Raw genomic sequence first — 22,922 nt, forward strand, 5'->3', positions numbered from 1 at the left:
TCCGTGTTATGATATTATTTTGTTATGTGTAGGCCTTTTTGAGAGCATATCTGTACAGCTCCGTGAGGGTGACGGTGCTTTTCGCTTCATCACCCGATCCGTATTGATCGTAATATCTGGGACCTGATCTTGCAGAGGGGCAGGTGGCCTTTATATCCTTCTTGCTGTCCCAGCTTTCGGATATGGCGATATACTGGACCGTGCCGTCCTTTATCACCATGAAGTATTCATAATCGGGCTTATCTGTCAGGTATTTTTCCATGGCGGTATTGAATTTGCCGATATTGAAGGGTACGGCAAGGTTTTTGTCGCTGTCCGAGCTTATTATATACTGTCCCTTGAGCTTTTCGCCCTGTTCATCCAGTTCAACCATAGCTGTATTGGCAGCCTTGCACATCGTGTTTGCGTAGGAATTATGTGAGACCTGATTTGACCTTTTGACATAGCCCATGGAAGCAGGAAGTAATATGGCCAGCATGAGGAGCAGGACAACGCATATTGCGGGTATGATTATGGCAAGTATCCAGGCATTGCTCTTTTTCTGAGGAGGCATCTGTCCGTAGGCAGGATAGGGCTGTCCGCCGTAGGGAGCCTGCGGAGGAGGATAGCTGTTCGGGGGATTATATGGCTGCTGAGGCGCTGCGTCGGGAGCTGCCTGAGCATTGGCCGATCTGCATTCGCAGGTCTCGCCTTCTGCGAGAGGTCTGCCGCATTGGGTACAAAATGGCATATATGTCACTCCTTAAATAAAGTTTTGATTATTATACACTATTCCGCGGAAAAAATCAAGCTCCCGCGGCTCATATATAGCCCATGGACTTAAGCACGAAGAGCCAGCCCGTCAGGGTAAAGGCGCTGAGAAGTGTGGTGAGCATGACTGCAAAGGCAGTGACTGTGCCCTTGTGTCCGAGGTTTTTCGCCATTACGAAGCAGCTTCCCGTAGTGGCGCTTCCCAGCATGACCAGTATAGCTATGAGTTTTTCGCCGCGGAAGCCCAGCTTTATGGCTATGGGCAGGAATATGGAGCAGAAAAGCAGCAGCTTTATGCAGGCTATTCCTATGGTCAGGGGAAGCTTCCCTTTGGCGTCGCCGAATCTGAATGAAGCTCCCAGAGCTATGAGGGAAAGAGGAGTTGCCATATTTCCAAGATAGGATACGGATTTTGAAAGTATCACGGGCTGAGGTATCTTCAGCAGCGACCAGCCTATACCCATGATTATACCGAGGATAATGGGGTTTGTGGCAATGCTCTTCAGGGTGCTGAGTGCCAGACTGCCCCTGCTGCCGCCCTTTTCCTTCTGTGGCGAGGTAACTGCAAGAGTGGTCACGGCGATGATATTATACAGCGGTACCGTTCCCACTATCATAAGTGCGGCCATGGTGGAATGACCGTAGATATTGTTGACGAAGGCTATACCGAGAACAGCGGCGCTGCTGCGGTAGGCGGCCTGTATGACCTCGCCCCTTTCCGACCTGTCTCTGCACAGCATGGAGTACAGCACGGCGATGCCCACGCTTATGAGGGTGGCGCACATACAAAAGAGTACGAATTTCCCGTCCCATACCGAGCGGAAGTCTGCGGTGGAGAGATCCATGAACAGCAGTGCTGGCAGCATGGTGCGGAACACGAACCTGTTTATCTGGGACGTGGCGTTGTCGTCAAGGAGCTTTATTTTATGCACGAACCAGCCGAATACCATCATCAGGAACACGGGTACGGTGGCATTGAGGCTGAATATCAGGTTTTTCAGAAACAAAGAATATCACGACCTGTTTTAAAAATCTGATATATTATACCACATTGCGGCAGAAAAGACAATACGGCAGTGAGGATTGCTGTCATAACTTACCCTTGCACGTCATATCCTTTAAGGACAAAGTCTGTGAAAGGGTGAAGATATGGGACTTACAGAAAAGGAAGCCGCAGAAAGGCTTGAGGCAGAGGGGGAAAATGTTCTCAGCGAGGGCAGGAAGACAGGTCCGCTGAGGATATTCATGGGACAGTTCAGGGACGTTATGGTGATGATACTGCTGGGCGCCACAGTCATATCCGTACTGCTGGGTGAGTTCACCGACGCTGTCACCATAATCATAATAGTGCTGCTGAATGCGGTGCTGGGGTTCATACAGGAGTACCGCACTGAGCATACTCTCGAAGCGCTGAGGACCATGACCTCTCCCACGGCGAAATGCTGGCGTGACGGCAGGCTCACGGAGATAGATGCTGCCCGTCTTGTAAGGGGAGACGTCATAGAGCTGGAGGCAGGGGACAGGATACCCGCGGACTGCGCGGTGCTGAGCGCATCGGGCTTCTTCACCGATGAGTCGGTACTCACGGGAGAGTCGGTGGCTGTGGGCAAGACCGCAGGAGCCGGAGATGATACGGACAATTCCCTGAACAGGCCGAATATAGTCTATTGCGGAGCCTCGGCGGTAAAGGGTACCTGCCGCGGAAAGGTCATAGCTACGGGAGTCCGCACCCAGATGGGCAGGATATCGGAGATGCTCTCGGATACGGAAAGAGAGGCGACTCCCCTGCAAAAGCGTCTGGCGGAGCTGGGAAAGGCCGTAGCGGTAATATGTCTTGCGGTGTGCTTGGCAGTGTTCGCAGCAGGAGTCCTGCGTGGTGAGAAGGTGTTCCATATGCTCATGACGGGCATAACCATAGCCATAGCTGCCATACCCGAGGGGCTGCCCGCCACGGTGACCATAGCCCTTGCACTGGCTGTAAGCCGTATGCTGAAGCAGAGGGCGCTGGTGAACAGGCTCCACAGCGTTGAGACTCTGGGCTGTACCTCGGTGATATGCTCCGACAAGACAGGCACCATAACCGAGAATAAAATGACGGTCACGGAGCTTTCCGCTGCCTGTGAGGACTATGCTTTCAGCGGCACGGGCTACCGTATGGGAGGAGCTGTCACAGGCAGCGGCGGCAGAGCTCTTATACCTTCTGCGGAAAAGTTGCTCACCGAGGCCATGCGCTGCGGAGTGCTGTGCTCTACTGCGGAGATAAGCGGGGGAAGAGAGAAGCACAGGGGACAGCGGGAATGGCAGGTCACGGGAGATCCCACGGAAGCAGCCCTTCTTATAGCTGCGGCCAAGGCAGGCATAACGAAGGAGTCTCTCCGCAGCAGCTGCCGCGTTACGGAGGAATATCCCTTTGACAGCGAGACGCGGTTCATGGCGGTACACTGTGTATGCGGCGGAGAAAAGCTCATGTATCTCAAGGGCGCAGAGGAGGTCATTCTGCCCCGCTGCTCGCGGTATATGGACGAAAAGGGCGAGACAGCCCCCATGACGCCTGCGATAAGGCGGAGGCTTTCGGAAAAGTCGGCAGAAATGGCCGAAAGGGCACTGAGAGTCCTAGCGCTGGCGTTCTGTCCTGCGGAAAGCCTGGAGCCCGGACGGGGCGATCTGATATTTCTGGGCTTTGCAGGCATGACGGATCCTCCCCGTGAGGAGGCAAAGACTGCTGTGCGCAAATGCGCGGCCGCCTCTGTTAAGACCGTGATGATAACAGGCGATCATAAGAATACCGCCGTGGCAGTTGCAAAAAAAGCAGGTCTGCTGAGAGGCGGCAGAGCTATGACAGGGGCGGAGCTGGATCGTATGTCCGATGAGGAGCTTGACCGAGTCATAGATAAGTATACGGTATTCGCAAGGGTGGAGCCCGTTCATAAGCTCCGCATAGTACGCAGCTTCAGGCGCCGCGGTGAGATAGTTACCATGACAGGCGACGGAGTAAACGACGCTCCTGCCGTAAAGGAAGCCGATGTAGGCGTAGCTATGGGCATTACGGGCACCGACGTAACAAAACAGGCAGCGGACGTCATACTTCTGGACGACGACCTTGCCACACTGGTGGGAGCCGTGGAGCAGGGGCGGTGCGTTTATGCGAATATAAGGAAGTTTGTACGCTATCTTCTGGCCTGCAACATAGGTGAGGTGCTGACCATGTTCCTCGGTATAGTCATGGGTATGCCCATAGTTCTGCTGCCCGTACAGATATTGCTGGTGAACCTTGTCACCGACGGTCTTCCCGCAGTAGCACTTGGCATGGAGCCTCCCGAGAAGGAAATAATGAACGCGCCGCCGAGACGTTCCGATGAGGGCTTTTTTGCGGGAGGTCTTATGTGGCGGATAGTCATACGAGGCATACTCATAGGCATTTCCACTCTTGCCAGCTTCACGGCGGTAATGCGCACGGGAGCTCCCGAGGAGTCTTGCCGCACTGCTGCTCTCATAACCCTTGTTGCCTCACAGCTGATACACGTTTTCGAGTGCCGTTCCGAGCGCCGCAGCATTTTCCGTATGTCTCCCTTCGGCAATATGAAGCTGGTGGGAGCCGTCCTCATATCCGCGGCGGTACTTGCGGCGGCGGTGACGGTACCTCAGCTGAGAACGGTATTCGGCACCGCAGTTCCCGATACAGCGCAGCTCCTGACAGCACTGGGCTTCAGCGCCGCAGCACCTCTGCTCAGCGCCCTGTTCGGCTGAGGACGCAAAAAAAGGGGAAGGCCTTCCTGCAAGGCTTTCCCTTTTCTGTCTGTCATATCTCAAGTCCGAAGCTTATGGACAGAGCCGTGTCAACCTTGTTCATGGAATTAAGGTCGAGCTCACCCATCTTGTCCCTGAGACGCTGTTTGTCTATGGTGCGGATCTGTTCCAGCAGGACGATGCTGTCCTTTGCGAGTCCGCATTTATCCGCCTGTACCTCGATATGGGTAGGTAGCCTGTTCTTGTCTCTCTGACTGGTTATAGCCGCTGCTATGACCGTGGGGCTGTGTTTGTTCCCCACATCGTTCTGGACAATAAGTACAGGCCTTACCCCGCCCTGTTCGGAGCCCACAACGGGACTCAGGTCGGCGTAGTATATCTCTCCTCTTCGTACTGACATAATTTCTTCTCCCGATATATGATAAAGATCAGCTGACGATAGTATTATTGCCTGTATGCCGGAGTTTATGCAGCTCCTTTTCATTATATGCGGAAAGAAGGATTTATGCTAAGATGTACTGCGGCTTTTTATCCTGCGGAATATCCATATCTGTGCCATGGTCACGAGAGTTCCCGCGGCGTAGCACCATAAGTCCTCCACAGCAAAGCCGTTTCCGATGATTATGCGCAGCAGTTTGTTGCTGATGCCGAGAATGTCCACTATGTGTATCTTCTGGAGGAACTCCACTACGAATGAAAATGCCAGTATCCCCAGCGCCAGAAGGTATGAATCGGTCTTTTTCGGCATGAAGGAACGTATCAGGCAGTATATCACCCATACCACGATGACATCTCCCAGATAGGCGCGTATGAACTTGCTGAAGTAGAATACTCCTATACATATCTCCACGCCCAGAAGGAGCAGAAAGCCGATGATATACGGCAGACGTGCCTTCATGATATCTCCTCCGCAAGGTGGGGGAATATGCCCAGACTGCGCCTGAGTATGCCGTTCATCATGGCAAGGGCTATGCCGTAGTTTGTAAAGGGGACATTCTGATCCTCTGCGGATTTACGCCTGTATGTCATCTCACGCTCATTCAGCATACAGCCTCCGCAGTGTATCACAAGGCTGTAGGGGGACAGATCTTCGGGGAATTCCCGTCCCGAGCTGAGCTCAATATTCAGCTCTCTGCCCGTAGTCTTTTTCAGCAGTGCGGGGAGCTTTACGCTGCCGATGTCTCCGCACTGGCGGTGATGGGTGCAGCCCTCGGATATGAGCACTTTGTCGCCGTCCTTCAGCGATCCGATGGCGGCAGCGCCCTTTACGGAGGTCTCCAGGAAGCCCTTGTACCTTGCCATGAGTATGGAGAATGAGGTCAGGGGGATGTTCTCGGGGACTATCCTGCTCACCATTGCAAAGGCCTGACTGTCGGTGATGACCATTTTCGGAGGTGAGCTCAGCTTTCCGAGAGTTTCCGCCAGCTGGTGCTCCTTTGTGAATACAGCCATCGCGTCGGCGTCAAGTATATCGCGGAGAGTCTGCACCTGAGGCAGTATCATTCTTCCCTTTGGCGCAGCTGCGTCTATGGGAGTGACCAGAACCACCATATCATGGGGGCTGAGCATATCGCCGACTATGCGTTTTTCTTCTGCGGGCAGCTTTGCCAGTGCGGCAATGCGCTCCTTCAGCTCATATATGTTCTTTCCCGTCAGTGCACTGACCTCGGTCTCGTTGTCCTGACAGACGCGCTTTTCGGCAATGTCGGACTTGTTGTATACGATGAGGAAGGGGATGTCCTTTTCCTCGAAAATGCCGATGAGCTGCTGCTCGGTCTGTGTCAGTCCCACTGTGCCGTCAACCACGAGGACGGCAAGGTCTGTGCGGTTGAGTATCTGCTTTGTCTTGCGGACTCTCATCTCGCCGAGAGTGCCCTCGTCGTCAAATCCCGGAGTATCTATTATCACCACAGGCCCCAGAGGGAGAAGCTCCATAGCCTTGGTGACGGGATCTGTTGTAGTGCCCTTTACATCGGATACTACGGACAGCTCCTGTCCCGTAACAGCGTTTACCACGCTGGATTTGCCTGCATTTCTCCGACCGAAGAAGCCGATGTGGACTCTCTCCGAGGAGGGGGTATCGTTTAAACTCATAGCCATCATTCCTTTTTTTGTACTGAAGGCCGCCTCTGTATTGCTAATCGTGGACGGCCATAACAAAAGCCGCAGAGCAGAACGCTCCGCGGCTGAATTATATCATGTAAGCGAAGCGTTATGATATAATTGCCGGATGCAGGGAGCAAATCCCTGATTTGCGTATCTGCAAGGGCATTAAAATCGATTATAATTAATGCTTCTGCATTTATTACACTACGTGCTTCAATGCAATGAAAACTTTGGTCTGCCTTCAAAAATATGCAGATGTGTCACATCGGGACAGCGCTTCAGCATCTCTGCAATGCCGTTTTCACGGAGATATTCCAGCTCCTGTGCGGTTATGGGCACCAGCCAGAGCATATTCACGCGGTTTCCAATGAATCTTCGCCACTGAGGACACTCCATGCCCTGTATATAGGCGGGATTTATGAGGACTATTGCCGAAAATCCTCTGATATTGGTGAAATCAAAGGTATGACCGTGCCAGAGAAAGTCCCTTTCCGTCCACGGCATCCTTGCCACGTCGGACATTACCGAGAACATCATCTGCATGAGCGGCTCATGGTTCTGCTGTGCTGCAAATCCCAGCTCTATGCGGTTGCATTCCACATAATGGCTGCCGAACACTGCTTCTGCGCGGGGCATTGCGAACTGGCTCACACCGAGGGTTATACCGTACAGAACGCCGTTCTTTCTGCCCTGAGCAAGAGCCTTGAGGGGGAATTTTCCGCCATCTATGGCGTAATACTTCTCGTGTTCCCCACCGTAGAACTGCTCTATGACTCTGAGGTTCTCTTCCTGTATCTCCGGCCAGGAATCGTCCGACTGTATCTTATCCCAGAAGGTCGCAAGGCCTTTGCAGCGCTCCTCGAAGTTTTTGTCAGCGGGCATTTCCCATGCGTAGCGTGTCTGTCCCTTGGCGAACAGAGAGAAGCCGGGGAAGTCGTGAAGTCCTGCATAGGGCGGTATTGCACACAGGAGCCTTCCCGCGTAGAATATAGCCACGCCGTTTCCCGAATCGAACCAGCAGCACGATATCTTTTCGGGGTACATATCCAGACCTGTGGCGGGATGCAGGGGAGCAAGGTTGCTCTTCGGCATCATGGGCGCCTTTCCTCCTGCCATACTTTCGGGGTCGAAGGTGTCGGGAGCAGGACGGCGGTTGCATATCCAGAGCGCTCTGAGTATATTTACTCCTGTCTCGGGACTTGTCATAAGATAGAGGTAGTATGTATTCTCGTCAGCTTCTATAACTGCATCTATATTGCAGATAGGTGAATGAGATTCAAATATGATATTGCCCATTTGTGTCTCCTTTTATATTGTTTTAAAGACCGCGGAGGATATCTCCACGGCTATATTATAACATATATGTGCTGCCGGTGCAAGTTTTGTTGTATCCCTGCAGCACAGTTTTCTCCGCAGTACAGCAGGAACGTCCTGTTATGAAAAAGCGGAGAACAAATCGTCCTCCGCTTGGATTGCGTATACGGGAGGCTCAGAACTGTATCTGGTCGATAACGTTCCTGAGAGCCTTTGCGCTGGCCTGAAGCTTTTCGATCTCTGCGTCGTTGAGCTTTGGTGAGACTTCCTTTTCGATACCGTTGCTTCCGATAACGCAGGGAAGACTGAGGCAGACGTCGCTTATGCCATATCTGTTGTTTATCATTGTTGATACCGTGATTATGTTCTTCGAATCGCGGAGAACAGTATCGCATATCTTGTTTACGGTCATAGCGATAGCGTAGAAGGTAGCGCCCTTCCTCTTGATGACCTCTGCACCTGCCTTGCGTACCTCGTCAATGATCTCGTCCTCATCAAGATCTGCATGATCCTGATCTGCACAGTATTCATCAACGGGAACGCCTGCGATATTCATTATTGACCACGGGATGAAAGATGAATCGCCGTGTTCACCGAATACATAAGCGTGTATGCTGTTGGGGCTGAGGCCTACGTGGTCTGCTATGATAGAGCGGAGTCTTGATGTGTCGAGAGCCGTGCCCGAACCGATGACCTGATTGGGCTTGAGGTCGGTGCACTTGAGAATGGTGTAAGTAAGTACGTCAACAGGGTTGCTGACTACCACATAGATAGCGTCGGGAGCGTATTTAGCCACCTGAGGCATAACTTCCTTGATGATATTTACGTTTGTCTGTGCGAGGTCGAGACGTGTCTGGCCGGGTTTTCTTGCAATGCCGAGGGTAACTACAACTATATCCGAATCCTTTGCGTCCTCATAGCCTCCGTCGAATATCTCGACGTTCTCACCGAAGGAAACGCCCTGGCGGATGTCCATAGCTTCGCCCTTGGCCTTAGCCTTATTGATGTCAACGAGAACAATGTCGGAGCAGGTACCTGCTACTGCAAATGTATAAGCAACGGAAGCGCCAACATTGCCTGCACCGAGGATAGTTATCTTTGTACCGTTTTTATCAGCCATAATATAGACCCCCATCATATGTAAATAATTGGAAAGTTCTGTTTTTGTTTGTATTTCAGCGCTTTTATGAGCTGAATACATCTTTATTATAATCTTAAAGAATGAATAATTCAAGAAAAAAAGACTCTTTTGCGGAAAAATCGTAATTTCATACAAAACACATAGTGATTTAACAAGTCTTTTTCACTCGGAGATTAAAGTGAATGATATTTGACAGCGCCCCGGAGATACAGGTGTTGAAATGAATAATATTCGCATAATTATGAATATTTTCAAAAATAATGAATATTTATTCAAATACTCTTGACATTATTTTGTTAAGTAGTATAATATACTTATATCGCAAATCCGCGCAGCTTTTCAGGCGGCGTTCATATTCAGGAGGTAATAACAATGGCAAATAAGAAGGATATTAAGAAGGTAGTTCTTGCATATTCAGGCGGACTGGACACATCTATCATCATTCCGTGGCTCAAGGAAAACTACAATAACTGCGAAGTTATCGCTGTTTCAGGCGACGTAGGACAGGGCACAGAGCTGGACGGACTTGAGGAGAAGGCTATCAAGACAGGCGCTTCCAAGCTCATCATCGCCGATCTCAAGGAGGAGTTCATCCAGGAATATGTATATCCTACAGTTCAGGCAGGCGCTATCTATGAGAACAGATATATGCTCGGTACTTCATTTGCTCGTCCCATCATCGCAAAGCGTATCGCAGAGATCGCACTTGCAGAGGGCGCTGACGCTATCTGCCACGGCTGCACAGGAAAGGGCAACGATCAGGTAAGATTTGAGCTTGCTATAAAGGCTTTCGCTCCCGAAATGGCTATCATCGCTCCCTGGAGAGAATGGGACATCAAGAGCCGTGATGAGGAGATCGACTACGCAGAGGCTCACAATATCCCTCTGAAGATCAACAGAGAGACAAATTACTCAAAGGATAAGAATATCTGGCACCTTTCACACGAAGGTCTCGACCTTGAGGATCCCGCAAATGAGCCTCAGTACGAGAAGAAGGGCTTCCTTGAGATGGGCGTTTCACCTATCGACGCTCCCGACAAGCCCACATACATCACTCTCCACTTCGAGAAGGGCGTTCCCACACAGCTGGACGGCAAGACACTCAACGGCGTTGAAATGGTATCTGCTCTCAACAAGCTTGGCGGCGAGAACGGTATCGGTCTTGCTGATCTCGTTGAGAACCGTCTCGTTGGTATGAAGTCAAGAGGCGTTTACGAGACTCCCGGCGGTGCTATCCTTTATCACGCTCACGAGGTTCTCGAGACTATCACTCTCGACAAGGAGACTGCACGTATCAAGCAGTATCTCGGCATCAAGTTCGCTGACATCGTATACAACGGCCAGTGGTATACACCTCTCCGCGAGGCTCTCACAGCTTTCGTTGACAAGACTCAGGAGAGAGTTACAGGCGATGTAAAGCTCAAGCTCTACAAGGGCAATATCATAAACGCAGGCGTAACTTCACCATACACACTCTACGATGAGGAAGTTGCTACATTCGATGAGGATGAGGTTTACAATCAGGCTGACGCAGCAGGCTTCATCAACCTCTTCGGTCTCCCGATAAAGGTTAGAGCTCAGCTGGACAAGAAGAGAAACAACAAGTGATCGTCAGTTGACATCAGAATATGTAAATGTTTCAGGCAGGGGAGCCTTCTCCTGCCTGTTATAACTTTTTATGAAAGAGGCGCAGTAAATGGAGTTTATAAGCGGCAGCAGCATAGTTGAACTCTCAAATCCGGGTGTAGTTTCAAGACAACTCCTCAATCCCGAGAATTCGACAAGTGTCAGAGTTACCATAACAGAGGTGCACCTTGAACCGGGGGCAAGTCAGCCGAGACATACCCACGAAGCCTCAGAGCAGATATGGTATGCCACAAAGGGCAGCGGAAAGCTGCTCCTTGCGGACGATCAGACCAAAGACTTCAGGGCGGGCGACGTGGTAAGATTTGCCGACATGGACGTTCACGGACTGCTCAATGACGGCGATATTGAATTTGTATATGTATCGGTAACTGCTCCACCTATTAATTTCGGCTACGCATATAAGGACAAGAAATAATTTCAGTTTTTATACGGTCTTTTGCAGGGAGGATGTATGGCAGATATAAGGCTTTTTACTATGGACGACTATGATAAGGTTTACGCACTGTGGCTTTCATGTGCCGGAATGGGACTGAACAATCTTGACGATTCAAGAGAGGGAATAGAGAAGTACCTCGCAAGGAATCCGGAGACCTGCTTCGTTGCAGAGGAAGACGGAAACATAGCCGGAGTTATCATTGCCGGCAACGACGGAAGAAGAGGATACATCTACCATACGGCTGTAAGCCCCGACTACAGACGCCGCGGGATAGGCTCTAAGCTCGTCGATGAGGCCTTGAAGGCCCTGAAGGAGCTCGGTATAAATAAGGTCGCTCTGGTCGTATTTTCAAGAAATGAGAACGGTAATGCCTTTTGGGAAAAGGTAGGATTCAATGTAAGAGATGACCTTACATACAGGAACCGTTCCCTCGCAGATATCGTAAGAATAGACACGTAAAGGAGTAAAAGCAATGGCAGATATGATGTGGGCAGGAAGATTTTCCAAACAGGTCGATGAGGGCGTGAATGCCTTCAATTCTTCCATTTCATTCGACGGTCGTATGTACGAGCAGGATATACGCGGAAGTATAGCTCATGCAACCATGCTGGGCGACTGCGGTATCATCTCCAAGAAGGACAGCGACCTCATTGTCGGAGAGCTCTGTAAGATAAGCAACGACATTTCGGACGGGGTACTTGAGCTGGATCCCAATGCAGAGGATATACATATGTTCATCGAGGCCGAGCTTACCAAGCGTCTCGGCGACGTGGGAAAGAGACTTCACACCTCCCGTTCCAGAAACGATCAGGTGGCTGTTGACCTCAGACTTTACCTCCGCGACGAGATAGCGGATATATACTCCCTTGTCAAGGAGCTGGCTGTTACTCTGGTGAATATGGCAAAGGAACACACGGAAACGGTAATGCCGGGATATACACACCTTCAGAGAGCCCAGCCCATCACCTTTGCCCATCATCTTATGGCGTATGTGTGGATGCTTCTCCGCGATATGGAAAGATTACAGGACGCAGGCAGGAGAATGAACTACTGTCCTCTGGGCAGCGGCGCTCTTGCAGGCACTACATATAAGACCAACCGTAAGCAGACCTCGGATCTTCTGGGCTTTACAGCTCCCATGCCCAACAGTCTTGACGGAGTTTCCGACAGAGACTACTGCATAGAGCTTTGCTGTGCGCTTTCACTGCTTATGACTCATCTTTCAAGATTTTCCGAGGAAATAATCCTCTGGTGCTCATGGGAATTCAAGTTTGTTGAGCTTGATGACGCCTTTGCAACAGGCTCTTCCATCATGCCCCAGAAGAAGAACCCCGATATAACAGAGCTTATCCGCGGTAAGACAGGCCGTGTGAACGGCGACCTCATGACTCTTCTCACTATGATGAAGGGACTCCCGCTTGCATACAACAAGGATATGCAGGAGGACAAGGAGGCTATATTCGACGCAGTAGACAACGTAAAGCTCTGCGTAAAGACCTTTACTCCCATGCTTGCCACCATGCGCGTGCTCAAGGACAACATGAGGAACGCAGCTGCAAGAGGCTTCATAAATGCTACGGACTGTGCGGATTATCTCGTGAAGAAGGGTATGCCCTTCCGCGACGCATACAAGATAACAGGCACTCTCGTGGCTCACTGCATAGATGAAGGCCTTACACTGGAGACTCTTCCCATTTCAGACTACAAGACAATGACAGACCTCTTCGACGAGGACGTATACGAGGCTATCAGCCTTGATACCTGCGTTCGTGAGCGCAAGTCCGAGGGAGGTCCCTCTCCCGAAGCTGTAAAGGAGCAGATAGCTCTTGCCGAAAAGGCTCTGGGATTCTGATATGAAGAAAAAGGACGTTACTTTTACCATAGGCCTTGCAGTGCTTATGGGAGTTATCTGGTGTATCGGCGAGCTGGTAATGGGACTCTGGATCGCAGTTGTTCCGAAGACCCACATATTCTGGTTCGCATTCATAGTGATCGTTACTCTGGCAGTGAGCATATGGCATTCCATGATAGAGGACAAGTCTGATCTGGAGGATCCCAAGCGTGCCAAGTACGAACGCAAGACAAAAAAGCGCAGGAAGTAGCGGACGCCGCCCTCGGTGTTTGCTATTAACGAAAAAACGGAGGAATTTACAATGTCAGTTAAAATTTACATAGACGGTCAGGAAGGTACCACAGGTCTTAAGATCAAGGAGCGTTTCAAGGACAGGAACGACCTGGAGATAATGAAGATCAGCGAGGAGCTGAGAAAAGATCCTGCCGAGCGTGCCCGCCTTATAAACAGTGCAGACTATGTATTCCTCTGTCTGCCTGATGCAGCTTCCATAGAGGCAGTATCCTTCATTGACAAGGATAACGACCATGTACGTATCATCGACGCTTCCACGGCTCACCGCACAAATCCCGACTGGGCCTACGGCTTCCCGGAGCTTTCACCCGTTCACAGGGAAAAGATACGCACATCAAACAGGGTAGCTGTTCCGGGATGCTACGCAAGCGGCTTTGCTTCCATAGTATATCCGCTGGTGAATAACGGCATAATCCCCGCAGATTTTCCCGTTTTTGCATATGCTACCTCCGGTTACAGCGGAGCAGGCAAGAAGGCCATTGCAGTATATGAGGGCGAGGATAAGCCCTTCGAGTTCAACAGCCCCCGTCAGTACGCCCTCTCTCAGCAGCATAAGCACCTGCCCGAGATGAAGGCCGTTTCGGGACTTACTTACACACCCATGTTCAACCCCATCGTCTGCGATTATTACAGCGGAATGGTGGTAAGCGTGCCCCTTCAGACAAGAATGCTCGGCAAAAAGGTGACCGCAGAGCAGATATGCGAGATGTATGCAAAGCATTATGAAGGAGCAAATATGATAGAGGTTATGCCTCTTATGTCCGCAGAAGAGCAGAAGAGCTTCTTCCTTGCTTCAAATACTCTCAGCGGACAGAACAAGATGCAGGTATTCGTTTTTGGCAATGACGAGCAGATCCTTCTCTGCTCACGTCTCGACAATCTCGGAAAGGGCGCAAGCGGAGCAGCCGTGCAGTGCCTCAATATAATGATGGGGATAGACGAGACCACAGGACTTATATGACCTTCGCTCAATTAGGGGGAGAATAAAAATGAGTAAAACATTACGAGAGATCTATGAATACGACCTTATCGAGGAAGAGGGAGAGGACTTTACAGTTGATGAGTGGTTCAATTCCATTATGGAAAAGACCAAGGATCAGCTTGATGTCTCCGATGTGAGCCGTATGCTCAGACAGAAGATATGCTCGCGTGTGGCTATAAAGAGAGCTATTGAGATGCTGAGCGACGATCCCTTCATAGGAGAGATGTTTGAGGGACAGCTCATGTTCAACCTCTGCATGGGCAAGGAAAAATACCTTAAATTATTCTATCATCAGATGGAGCCCGTCCTCGAAAATGCCGCTGTCATGGCAAGATCCCATAACTGGAGCTCTCAGGAGCAAAAAGAGGAATATCTGGACGTAGTTGCGAATTTTTCAAGGAAAATAAAGGAGGAAACAGAGCATGAAGCTTGTTGATGTTAAAGGAGTCACTTTTGTCGAGGGCGGTGTGTGCGCTGCCAAGGGATTCAAAGCCAACGGTGTGCAGTGCGGTCTTGCGCACAAGCCTCTGGGAGAAATGGATGAGGCCAATGCTGCCGCAAACAATGCGCTCCCCACAGCCAAGAAGAAAAACGACCTTGCCCTTATAGTTGCGGATAAGATGTGCAGCGCTGCTGCGGTGTATACCACAAATAAGGTAAAGGGCGCTCCCATACTCGTTACAAAGGAGCATATAAAGGACGGCAGGGCAAGAGCTGTTATCGTGAACTCGGTAAATGCCAATACCTGCAACCCCGACGGCGTTGAGAAGGCTTCAAAGATGTGCAGCCTGGCCGCAGAGGCTCTGGGCATAGATGAGAACGACGTTATCGTGGCTTCCACAGGCGTTATCGGTCAGGTGCTCCCCATAGAGCCCATCGCAAACGCTATGGACGGCCTTGCAAAGGGACTTTCATATGACGGCAACAAGAGAGCTCTGGAAGCTATAATGACTACGGATACAGCCGAAAAGGAGATAGCCGTGCAGTTCGAGCTGGGCGGGAAGACCTGTACACTGGGCGGTATGCTCAAGGGAAGCGGCATGATACATCCGAATATGGCTACCACACTTACCTTCCTTACCACAGATGTGGATATTTCCGCCGAGATGATACAGCTTGCCCTCAGTGATATAGTAAAGGTAACGCTCAACCGCGCCAGCGTTGACGGAGACACCTCCACAAACGATATGGTATGCGTTATGGCTTCGGGAGAAGCAGGAAACAAGCCCGTTACCACTGATGACGGTGAGTTCGAGAAGTTCAGACACGCTCTCTATGCAGTAATGATGAACCTTGCAAGAATGATGGCAAGGGACGGAGAGGGCGCTACAAAGCTGGTCGAGTGTGCAGTAAGAGGCACCGAGACCGACGAGATAGCCGAAAAGGTTGCAAAGTCCATCATAGGTTCAAGTCTCATCAAGGCAATGATCTTCGGCGAGGACGCCAACGCAGGCAGAATATACTGCGCTATCGGCTATTCCGATGCTGATTTCGATATGAGCAAGGTGGATATAGAAATGGCTTCTGAGAGCGGTGTGATACCGCTGGGACGCAAGGGCTGCGTAATAGAATTCTCAGAGGAGATTGCCAAGAAGATACTCCATGAGGAAGAGGTCAAGATACTGGTATCCATGGGTGACGGCAAGGGCAGAGCTATCGCATGGGGCTGTGACCTCACTTATGACTATGTAAAGATCAACGGCGATTACAGAAGCTGATAATACGGTATGAAATATAGGGATATGAACTTAAAAGACCTGCGTTTATGAACGGGGACTTCAAAAGGAGGGGGGTTTATGTTCGGAAAAAGACGAGATGAAGACTACGATGATTATAACGAGAGATACGCCGCCAAGTACGACGATGACTATATAGCTCCGTCAAAGGAGTACCGCACGGAATGCAGTCACAGTCATGAGCAGGTCTATGAGAATATCAACAATGTCAGGGAATGTGACCACAGTCACGAGCAGACCTATAACGACGCCGATACCGAGCAGAAGCCCTACGATAACTATGTTAGCCTTGAAAGCATATTTGAACCAATGCTCGCCCCAGGAGAGCATCTGCTGTGGGCAGGCGGCAAAAAGGACGCTTCAAAGCGCAGAAATGCAGATTACAAGCTTATTATTGTGGCGGCTATACTCTTTTTTGCAGGAGGAGCATTCTCCATTTTCATATGCCTGCTGGGAATGATACTCTTCACAGTGAGCATATGTCTGCTGATAAGGGCAAACGCTTCGGCCTATGCCATAACCGATATGAGAGTCATTGTTGTCAAAAACGGCGGCAATACCTCTATTCCGCTGGACTGGATACTGAACGTATCACACTCGTCAGGCGGAAGCAGCGGCGGCTATCTTATTCTTGCCCTTACCCATCCCGTGATGATGAACGGCACAGGATTACAGTCCTCCAACAGATTCGTGATGTACAATATCCAGGACGCTCCGAGAGTAAAGAGGATACTGGACGACGCTGTTATGGGCATCCGCATATCACAGAAGAGAAGATGAGCGATGACTGAAAACGATGTATCATAAGCCGCAACACTGGTGATAATATGTATGAAAATAAAAACGGCGAAAAAGAATATGAGGATATGAGCGAATATCCTTACATTGCAGAAGGTGCCGATCTGTCAGGACTGAGTTATGAAACGAAGGAAAAGATAGTCACTCCCTATCTTAAAGAGGATGAGTTCATAGTCAAGATCCTGAACAATGATAAAGAAAACCCCGATAGTTCTTTTGCAAAAGGTAGATACAGGAAAACAGGCAAAGTTCTCCGGATTGCAGTCCCGTTGATAACGGCCGTAACGATCGCAGTGATCTTTATGGGGTTATCCGACAGAGAGAAACATGATATTTCATTCATATTTTTGTATGAGTTTTTTTCACCTTTATTTCTGATGTTTGGTTTTTGTGCGTTTCTATCATGGCTTGACAACTTGCTGCAAGACAAATTAATATTTGCAATAACAAACAAAAGGATACTTGAGATCGGGGATGGAAAAATCATAGAAGTTCCGTTTAAGAATATCAAAAGAACAAAAGCCCGTATCAAGCATGATAAAGGAAAGTTATATGTAAAAGCCGTCTTTTACGAAGAATTAAAAAGATACCGGTCTTTTTCGATTTCAATGACTGAAAATCCTTTCGAGGCAAAGCGTATACTCGATGTGGCTATAGAAGAGTGCAAAGCATATCAAAATCAGGACTGATCAGAAAATAACAAAGCATATACAGTAAGGCTGGGGGATATGATGTTCGGCAGGAAAATTAACGGGAAAGAGAACGCATATAACTATAATGATGCAGCTTCTGTGCTTCAGCCTTTTCTGAAAAAAGAGGAACAGATACTGTATGCATCAGGCGACGGAAACTTCAATGAGAGTATCATTGAAAAATTGTATCATATGGAAGATACTGCGACCGGTAAGGCTATCGCGGCAGCACACATTGCTTTGCTTCTGGGAGGCGTTTTAGTGTGTATACTCGGCCATGAGGGCATCGGTTTGTTAATGATCGCTCTTTTCATATTGATCCCCATTGTCGGATTAATAGTGCTGATCATATGTATTGCGTCAAGCCTCCGAGTGCCAACTGTGCCATTACTGACAAAAGAGTAATATCCATGATAGGCACTAACTGGGATGAGATCGCATTAAAGAACGTTTCGGACACAAGTGTGCGGAACGGAAATATGATAGTGGTGAGAACAAGAGTACACAGTGCTGAGAATACCGCTGAATATATTGTTATTTACAAAGTTCATGATCCTTTAGGTGTAAAACAGCTCCTTGACGAAGCCGTGCAAAGAGCAAAAATAAATGAATATCAAAACTGATATAAAAGGAAGTAAGGAAAAATGGAAAAGATATCAAACAATGAAAAATCGCAGGTTCTTATAGATGCTCTGCCGTACATACAGAAGTATAATAACAAGATACTTGTTATAAAGTACGGCGGAAATGCCATGACCAACAAGGAGCTGAAGGACGCTGTTATGACAGATATCGTACTCCTTTCGCTGGTAGGCGTAAAGGTAGTCCTTGTACACGGCGGCGGTCCCGAGATCAGCGATATGCTGAAGAAGCTCAATATAGAGAGCCGCTTCGTGAACGGTCTGAGATATACCGACGATGCCACTGTTGACGTAGTAAAGATGGTACTCTCGGGCAAGGTCAACAAGGAGCTGGTACAGCTTCTGGCACAGCATAAGGGCAGCGCAGTAGGCCTTTGCGGCATCGACGGTGAAATGCTCATGGCAGAGAAGAAAAAGACCGACGACGGTCAGGATTTGGGCTGGGTAGGCGAGATCACAAAGGTCAATACAAAGCCTATCACAGATGCTCTTGCCAACGGCAATATCCCTGTTATAGCCACTGTGGCTACCGATGAGGAGGGCAATACATACAATATCAACGCCGATACTGCCGCAGCAAGGATAGCTGCCGAGCTGGGCGCCGAGAACCTCATACTCATGACGGATATAGCCGGACTTCTCCGCGATAAGGACGATCCTTCCACCCTTATCCCAGAGGTCAATGTCAGCGAAGTTCCCTTCCTCAAGAGACAGGGCATCATCTCGGGCGGTATGATACCCAAGATAGACTGCTGCGTAGAGGCTGTCAGACGAGGCGTCAGAAAGACCGTTATCATCGACGGCAGAGTTCCCCATTCTATCCTTATTGAGATACTTTCCAATGAAGGAATAGGCACTCAGTTCGTATGATACAGCTTCTTCTCGTAAAATAATTTACTTGTATACAAAAAATTTACTAATGTGACTTTAGGAAAGATTGATTTTGACTGCCGTTCAGCGTTATAATAATAATGTGTCTGAAAATTTGTGAGTTTTATCCAAGGCAGTCTGCCCCAAGGAGGACTTTATGAATACAATAGATAAATTCAATTCACACGTTATGCAGTCCTACGGACGCTATCCCCTCGTTATGGAGGAGGGAAGCGGCAGACGCTGTAAGGACGAAAACGGCATGGAATACATTGATTTCGGAAGCGGAATAGGTACAAATTCTCTCGGCTACTGCGATGAAAAGTGGGCTGACGCGGTCTGCGCTCAGGTGCGCACCCTTCAGCACAGCTCAAATTATTACTATACTGCGGTTCAGGCGGATTTCGCCGACAGGCTCTGCAATGCGTCGGGCTATAAGTCGGTGTTCTTCTGCAACAGCGGTGCCGAGGCAAACGAGTGCGCCATCAAGGTGGCAAGGAAATACAGCTTCGATAAATACGGCAAGGGCAGACATACGATCATTACCCTTGTAAATTCCTTCCACGGCAGGACTATTGCTACTCTTTCCGCAACAGGTCAGGATGTTTTCCATAACTACTTCTTTCCGTTCGTAGAAGGTTTCGTGAATGTTGCCGCAAATGATATCGACGACCTTAAAGCCAAGCTTGAGGATAAGACGGTATGCGCGGTAATGCTCGAATATATTCAGGGCGAGGGCGGAGTAAGAGCGCTGGATCAGGAATTCGTGGACGCGGTCTACGAGCTGTGCGCAGCAAAGGACATACTTGTCATCGCCGATGAGGTGCAGACAGGCGTGGGACGTACAGGCAAATTCCTGGCGGGTGATTGTTTCGGCAAAAAGGCCGATATAACCACTCTGGCAAAGGGCATCGCAGGCGGCCTCCCCATGGGAGCCTGCCTTGTGAACGAGAAATGCAGCGGTGTCCTGACAGCGGGTACTCACGGCTCGACCTTCGGCGGCAACCCCATCGCCTGTGCGGGCGGTCTGGCGGTGCTTGACAGAGTAGAGAGCGAAGGCTTCCTCGATGAAGTGTGCAAAAAAGGCGAGTTTATCAGAAGCGAGCTTGCCAAATGCAGTGAGGTCGAAGCTCTCAGCGGTATCGGTCTTATGGTCGGTATCACCCTGAAGAACAAGGATGCCCATGATGTGGCTCAGAAGGCTCTGGAAAGAGGACTTCTGGTGCTTACAGCCAAGGAGAAGGTAAGACTTCTGCCGCCGCTGACTATCTCTTATGACGAGCTCAAGGACGGATTGAAAATTCTGATAGAGATACTGGAGGAATGATTATGGAGCTGAAGGTAACAGGCAAGGGAAATAAATATATAGCCAGTGACAGAAGCGGAAAGCTCCTGTACAGCGTAAAGAAAAAAGGCTTTGGTTCACGTTATAATCTAATGGACGCAAACAGTTATTATAATCTGTATACTCTCGTACAGACAGGCGACTCCAAAAAGCCGGGATTTACCATCATTCTGAACGATAATGTCTTTCTTTCGATGGAATGTACATCCCTTTTCCTTGATCCTACCATTCTGGCAAGAGGAAAGGAGTTTACCTTCGAGCTTAAAAGCAAAGACAGAAAAGAATTCGTGATCTTCCGCAACAAGGAAAGAGTGGGAGTCATCCATACTCTCTCGGCTGTCAACGGAGAATTCCAGTACGACATCGAAATAGATAATACGGCTTTTGATGATTATATACCGCTCTTTGCAGTTGCCATAGACAAGGCCTTCGGTGAAATGAATAAATAACATAATGTTTTGAAAGGATAGAAAAATATGAAAAATCTACTTAAAATGCTTGATCTCAGCTCTGAGGAGATCATAGATATACTTAATCTTGCAGATCAGCTCAAGTACGAGCTGAAGCACGGTATCCCCCACCCCCACCTCAAGGGAAAGACTCTCGGAATGATCTTCCAGAAGGCTTCCACACGTACAAGGGTTTCCTTTGAGACAGGTATGTACCAGCTGGGCGGCTATCCGCTGTTCCTCTCCTCCAACGATCTTCAGATCGGACGCGGAGAGCCCGTACAGGATACTGCAAGAGTCCTCTCACGCTACCTTGACGGTATAATGATCCGTACCTTCGAGCAGAAGGAGGTAGAGGATCTGGCACAGTACGGTTCTATCCCGATAATCAACGGACTTACCGACTTCTGTCATCCCTGTCAGGTACTGGCTGACCTTATGACTATCCGCGAGTTCAAGGGCAGCTTTGACGGACTTAAAATGTGTTTTATCGGCGACGGAAACAACATGGCGAATTCCCTTATCGTAGGCTGCCTGAAGGTAGGTATGTCGGTTGCTATCGCTTGTCCTGACGACTACCAGCCGCCTAAGGAAATAATTGATTTTGCAAAGGGCTACGGCGATAAGTTTGAGATGACAAATTCACCTGTCCAGGCTGCAAAGAACGCAGACGTCCTTATCACAGACGTATGGGCTTCCATGGGACAGGAGGGCGAAGCCGAGAAGCGCAGGAAGGCTTTCGCAGGCTATCAGATCAATGACGACCTTATGGCTCAGGCTCACAGCGACGCAATGGTTCTCCACTGTCTCCCCGCACATCGTGAGGAGGAGATCACAGAGAAGGTGTTCGAGGCTCATGCAAATGAGATCTTCGAGGAAGCTGAGAACCGTCTCCATGCTCAGAAGGCTGTAATGGTAAAGCTTATGGCAAACTGAGCCGGCTTGCAGGGACGCCCGTTGGGCGTCCTTTTTGATTCGGGATGCGGAATTTGGAATTGTAAGAACGGCGTTCCGCAGGCAACACATTTTGTAGGGGGCGTATATTATCCGTCCCTTTGGGGTTAACGCCTTTCTTTTATTGTAGAATATTAATAATAAATTCATACAATATCTTTTGACAAATATTCAACGCCATGATATGTTTATATTTGACAGAACAATGTTATGAATACTATATAAAGGGTGAAGAACATGGAAATTGAGCATATATGTGCTTGCATTTTGGTATGGTTGGTCATGTCTATCATATTTGGCTGCATTGCAAATGTTATAAACACCAAGAAAGGATATGACGGTGGTTTTGCATGGGGCTTTTTGCTTTGAATTATAGGAGTAATAATAGTCGGGTGCAGACCAGAGAAAAATAACAGTAGGAATTCGGCAAAAATAATTGAGGCAGACGAAATCAAAAAAAATAAAGAATTACTTGATTCCGGTGCAATAACACAGGAAGAGTATGACTCAAAGAAAAAACAATTACTTGGTTTATAAATACTGAAAGGCAGTCTTTAGACTGCCTTTTTCATTGACAAACCGTCAAAAAAATGCTATCATTGCATACAAGGCGATAAAAATTATTTTCAGCCGACAGTTTGAAAACAGGTATGAAATGAGGTGAAGTATGAAATATATGATATGGGCAGGGATAGGCTTTGGCATCGCCCTTGCGGGGCTGGTCTATCTGGTGAAGCTCCTGCTGCTGAAGAAAAACGGCATTGAGACCGAGGCGGAGGTCATCTCCGTCCGTGAGAAGCGCAAGAATGATTACATTCACAAAATGCGGTACAGCGGCGACGGCAGGACATATGAGCAGGAGGACAGGGCAGGCTTTTCCGAGCCCTTCAAGGTAGGCTCAAAGCATACTATAATCTATGACGGGAAGAAGCCCGAGCGGTTCGACTTTGCAGATCAGGTAAAAAAGAACCTTATTGTAGCGGGAGTTATGGTCGCTATGGCGCTTATTTTCTCAGCAAGATGGCTGTATCTCTGGAAGCTCGGCACCTGATTGGTGAAGATTACCAAAAAATAACGAAAATCCGTTATTTTCTTTTAGTTGACAAACCGCCTGCACCGTGCTATAATAAATAAGTCGCCTGAGGGCAACAGTCTTCAGGCAGACACT

Annotated in this window: 26 protein-coding genes; 19 read left to right on the top strand and 7 right to left on the bottom strand. The window is 49.1% G+C overall.

The genetic code is table 11. The annotated features are described in order from the left end of the window. Nucleotides 1-22: 22 nt before the first annotated feature. Together RF007C_RS13245 and RF007C_RS13250 are read right to left on the bottom strand one after the other, a co-directional pair. The gene (locus RF007C_RS13245; RefSeq protein ID WP_037300489.1) at nucleotides 23-730 is read right to left on the bottom strand and encodes a hypothetical protein; all 708 of its coding nucleotides are present in this window, start codon (nucleotides 728-730) and stop codon (nucleotides 23-25) included. 70 nt (nucleotides 731-800) lie between these two features. Then, on the bottom strand, nucleotides 801-1,757 hold the full coding sequence (locus tag RF007C_RS13250; protein ID WP_343203239.1) for an AEC family transporter: 957 nt from the start codon (nucleotides 1,755-1,757) through the stop codon (nucleotides 801-803). 142 nt (nucleotides 1,758-1,899) lie between these two features. On the opposite strand from RF007C_RS13250, the gene RF007C_RS13255 reads away from it, so the two are divergent. Beyond that, complete coding sequence (locus RF007C_RS13255) at nucleotides 1,900-4,497, top strand: cation-translocating P-type ATPase (RefSeq protein WP_037300492.1); 2,598 nt, start codon at nucleotides 1,900-1,902, stop codon at nucleotides 4,495-4,497. Nucleotides 4,498-4,549: 52 nt separating this feature from the next. Here RF007C_RS13255 and RF007C_RS13260 read toward each other — a convergent pair whose 3' ends face one another. The 5 genes from RF007C_RS13260 to RF007C_RS13280 all read right to left on the bottom strand — a co-directional run bounded on the left by RF007C_RS13260 (nucleotide 4,550) and on the right by RF007C_RS13280 (nucleotide 9,037). Beyond that, the gene (locus tag RF007C_RS13260; protein ID WP_019679621.1) at nucleotides 4,550-4,897 is read right to left on the bottom strand and encodes a type II toxin-antitoxin system PemK/MazF family toxin; all 348 of its coding nucleotides are present in this window, start codon (nucleotides 4,895-4,897) and stop codon (nucleotides 4,550-4,552) included. A gap of 108 nt (nucleotides 4,898-5,005) precedes the next feature. Then, nucleotides 5,006-5,395, bottom strand: a complete 390-nt coding sequence (locus tag RF007C_RS13265; RefSeq protein ID WP_037300494.1) for a DUF2809 domain-containing protein — start codon at nucleotides 5,393-5,395, stop codon at nucleotides 5,006-5,008. Further along, nucleotides 5,392-6,591: a [FeFe] hydrogenase H-cluster maturation GTPase HydF gene (hydF, locus tag RF007C_RS13270; RefSeq protein WP_037300496.1), complete on the bottom strand. Its 1,200-nt coding sequence runs from the start codon at nucleotides 6,589-6,591 to the stop codon at nucleotides 5,392-5,394. Before hydF ends, RF007C_RS13265 begins: the two co-directional genes overlap by 4 nt. 225 nt (nucleotides 6,592-6,816) lie before the next feature. Then, complete coding sequence (locus tag RF007C_RS13275) at nucleotides 6,817-7,899, bottom strand: suppressor of fused domain protein (RefSeq protein ID WP_037300498.1); 1,083 nt, start codon at nucleotides 7,897-7,899, stop codon at nucleotides 6,817-6,819. Nucleotides 7,900-8,092: 193 nt separating this feature from the next. Continuing rightward, nucleotides 8,093-9,037, bottom strand: a complete 945-nt coding sequence (locus tag RF007C_RS13280) for an L-lactate dehydrogenase (RefSeq protein WP_037292948.1) — start codon at nucleotides 9,035-9,037, stop codon at nucleotides 8,093-8,095. Nucleotides 9,038-9,430: 393 nt separating this feature from the next. Here RF007C_RS13280 and RF007C_RS13285 point away from each other — a divergent pair, with 393 nt between their 5' ends. The 18 genes from RF007C_RS13285 (at nucleotide 9,431) to RF007C_RS13365 (ending at nucleotide 22,805) form a co-directional block, all read left to right on the top strand. Then, a complete protein-coding gene (locus RF007C_RS13285) occupies nucleotides 9,431-10,666 on the top strand; it encodes an argininosuccinate synthase (RefSeq protein ID WP_037300501.1) in 1,236 nt (411 codons plus the stop codon). 88 nt (nucleotides 10,667-10,754) lie between these two features. Then, nucleotides 10,755-11,120, top strand: a complete 366-nt coding sequence (locus RF007C_RS13290; RefSeq protein ID WP_037300503.1) for a cupin domain-containing protein — start codon at nucleotides 10,755-10,757, stop codon at nucleotides 11,118-11,120. Between the two features lie 36 nt (nucleotides 11,121-11,156). Next, nucleotides 11,157-11,600, top strand: a complete 444-nt coding sequence (locus RF007C_RS13295; RefSeq protein WP_019679614.1) for a GNAT family N-acetyltransferase — start codon at nucleotides 11,157-11,159, stop codon at nucleotides 11,598-11,600. A gap of 13 nt (nucleotides 11,601-11,613) precedes the next feature. After that, nucleotides 11,614-12,993, top strand: coding sequence for an argininosuccinate lyase (argH, locus tag RF007C_RS13300; protein ID WP_037300505.1), 1,380 nt, complete (start codon nucleotides 11,614-11,616; stop codon nucleotides 12,991-12,993). A gap of 1 nt (nucleotide 12,994) precedes the next feature. Then, entirely contained in the window at nucleotides 12,995-13,243 is a 249-nt protein-coding gene (locus RF007C_RS13305; RefSeq protein ID WP_037300670.1) for a hypothetical protein, read from the top strand. Nucleotides 13,244-13,294: 51 nt separating this feature from the next. Continuing rightward, nucleotides 13,295-14,248 (top strand): N-acetyl-gamma-glutamyl-phosphate reductase, encoded by a 954-nt coding sequence (gene argC, locus RF007C_RS13310; RefSeq protein WP_037300508.1) that lies wholly within the window; start codon nucleotides 13,295-13,297, stop codon nucleotides 14,246-14,248. Nucleotides 14,249-14,276: 28 nt separating this feature from the next. Continuing rightward, entirely contained in the window at nucleotides 14,277-14,705 is a 429-nt protein-coding gene (locus tag RF007C_RS13315; protein ID WP_037300515.1) for a contact-dependent growth inhibition system immunity protein, read from the top strand. Then, nucleotides 14,692-15,987 (top strand): bifunctional ornithine acetyltransferase/N-acetylglutamate synthase, encoded by a 1,296-nt coding sequence (gene argJ, locus RF007C_RS13320; protein ID WP_037300517.1) that lies wholly within the window; start codon nucleotides 14,692-14,694, stop codon nucleotides 15,985-15,987. Before RF007C_RS13315 ends, argJ begins: the two co-directional genes overlap by 14 nt. A 78-nt stretch (nucleotides 15,988-16,065) precedes the next feature. Then, nucleotides 16,066-16,785, top strand: coding sequence for a hypothetical protein (locus RF007C_RS13325; protein WP_037300519.1), 720 nt, complete (start codon nucleotides 16,066-16,068; stop codon nucleotides 16,783-16,785). Between the two features lie 47 nt (nucleotides 16,786-16,832). Further along, nucleotides 16,833-17,492, top strand: a complete 660-nt coding sequence (locus RF007C_RS13330; RefSeq protein ID WP_037300521.1) for a hypothetical protein — start codon at nucleotides 16,833-16,835, stop codon at nucleotides 17,490-17,492. A gap of 42 nt (nucleotides 17,493-17,534) precedes the next feature. After that, on the top strand, nucleotides 17,535-17,900 hold the full coding sequence (locus RF007C_RS13335; protein WP_037300530.1) for a hypothetical protein: 366 nt from the start codon (nucleotides 17,535-17,537) through the stop codon (nucleotides 17,898-17,900). A 5-nt stretch (nucleotides 17,901-17,905) separates the two neighbouring features. After that, the gene (locus tag RF007C_RS13340) at nucleotides 17,906-18,118 is read left to right on the top strand and encodes a hypothetical protein (protein WP_037300534.1); all 213 of its coding nucleotides are present in this window, start codon (nucleotides 17,906-17,908) and stop codon (nucleotides 18,116-18,118) included. A gap of 21 nt (nucleotides 18,119-18,139) precedes the next feature. Continuing rightward, a complete protein-coding gene (argB, locus tag RF007C_RS13345; RefSeq protein ID WP_019679604.1) occupies nucleotides 18,140-19,006 on the top strand; it encodes an acetylglutamate kinase in 867 nt (288 codons plus the stop codon). 157 nt (nucleotides 19,007-19,163) lie between these two features. Next, nucleotides 19,164-20,333 carry an aspartate aminotransferase family protein gene (locus tag RF007C_RS13350; RefSeq protein ID WP_037300537.1) on the top strand — a complete coding sequence of 390 codons (1,170 nt, stop codon included), beginning with the start codon at nucleotides 19,164-19,166 and terminating at the stop codon, nucleotides 20,331-20,333. 2 nt (nucleotides 20,334-20,335) lie between these two features. Continuing rightward, a complete protein-coding gene (locus RF007C_RS13355; protein WP_037300540.1) occupies nucleotides 20,336-20,800 on the top strand; it encodes a hypothetical protein in 465 nt (154 codons plus the stop codon). 27 nt (nucleotides 20,801-20,827) lie between these two features. Then, nucleotides 20,828-21,736, top strand: coding sequence for an ornithine carbamoyltransferase (gene argF / locus RF007C_RS13360; protein WP_037300543.1), 909 nt, complete (start codon nucleotides 20,828-20,830; stop codon nucleotides 21,734-21,736). A gap of 468 nt (nucleotides 21,737-22,204) precedes the next feature. Beyond that, nucleotides 22,205-22,291 carry an SHOCT domain-containing protein gene (locus RF007C_RS17300; protein ID WP_430344452.1) on the top strand — a complete coding sequence of 29 codons (87 nt, stop codon included), beginning with the start codon at nucleotides 22,205-22,207 and terminating at the stop codon, nucleotides 22,289-22,291. 130 nt (nucleotides 22,292-22,421) lie between these two features. Continuing rightward, nucleotides 22,422-22,805, top strand: coding sequence for a DUF3592 domain-containing protein (locus RF007C_RS13365; protein WP_037300546.1), 384 nt, complete (start codon nucleotides 22,422-22,424; stop codon nucleotides 22,803-22,805). The last annotated feature ends 117 nt before the right edge of the window (nucleotides 22,806-22,922 follow it).

The sequence above is a fragment of the Ruminococcus flavefaciens 007c genome, assembly GCF_000571935.1.
Taxonomy (GTDB): Bacteria; Bacillota; Clostridia; order Oscillospirales; family Ruminococcaceae; genus Ruminococcus; species Ruminococcus flavefaciens_F.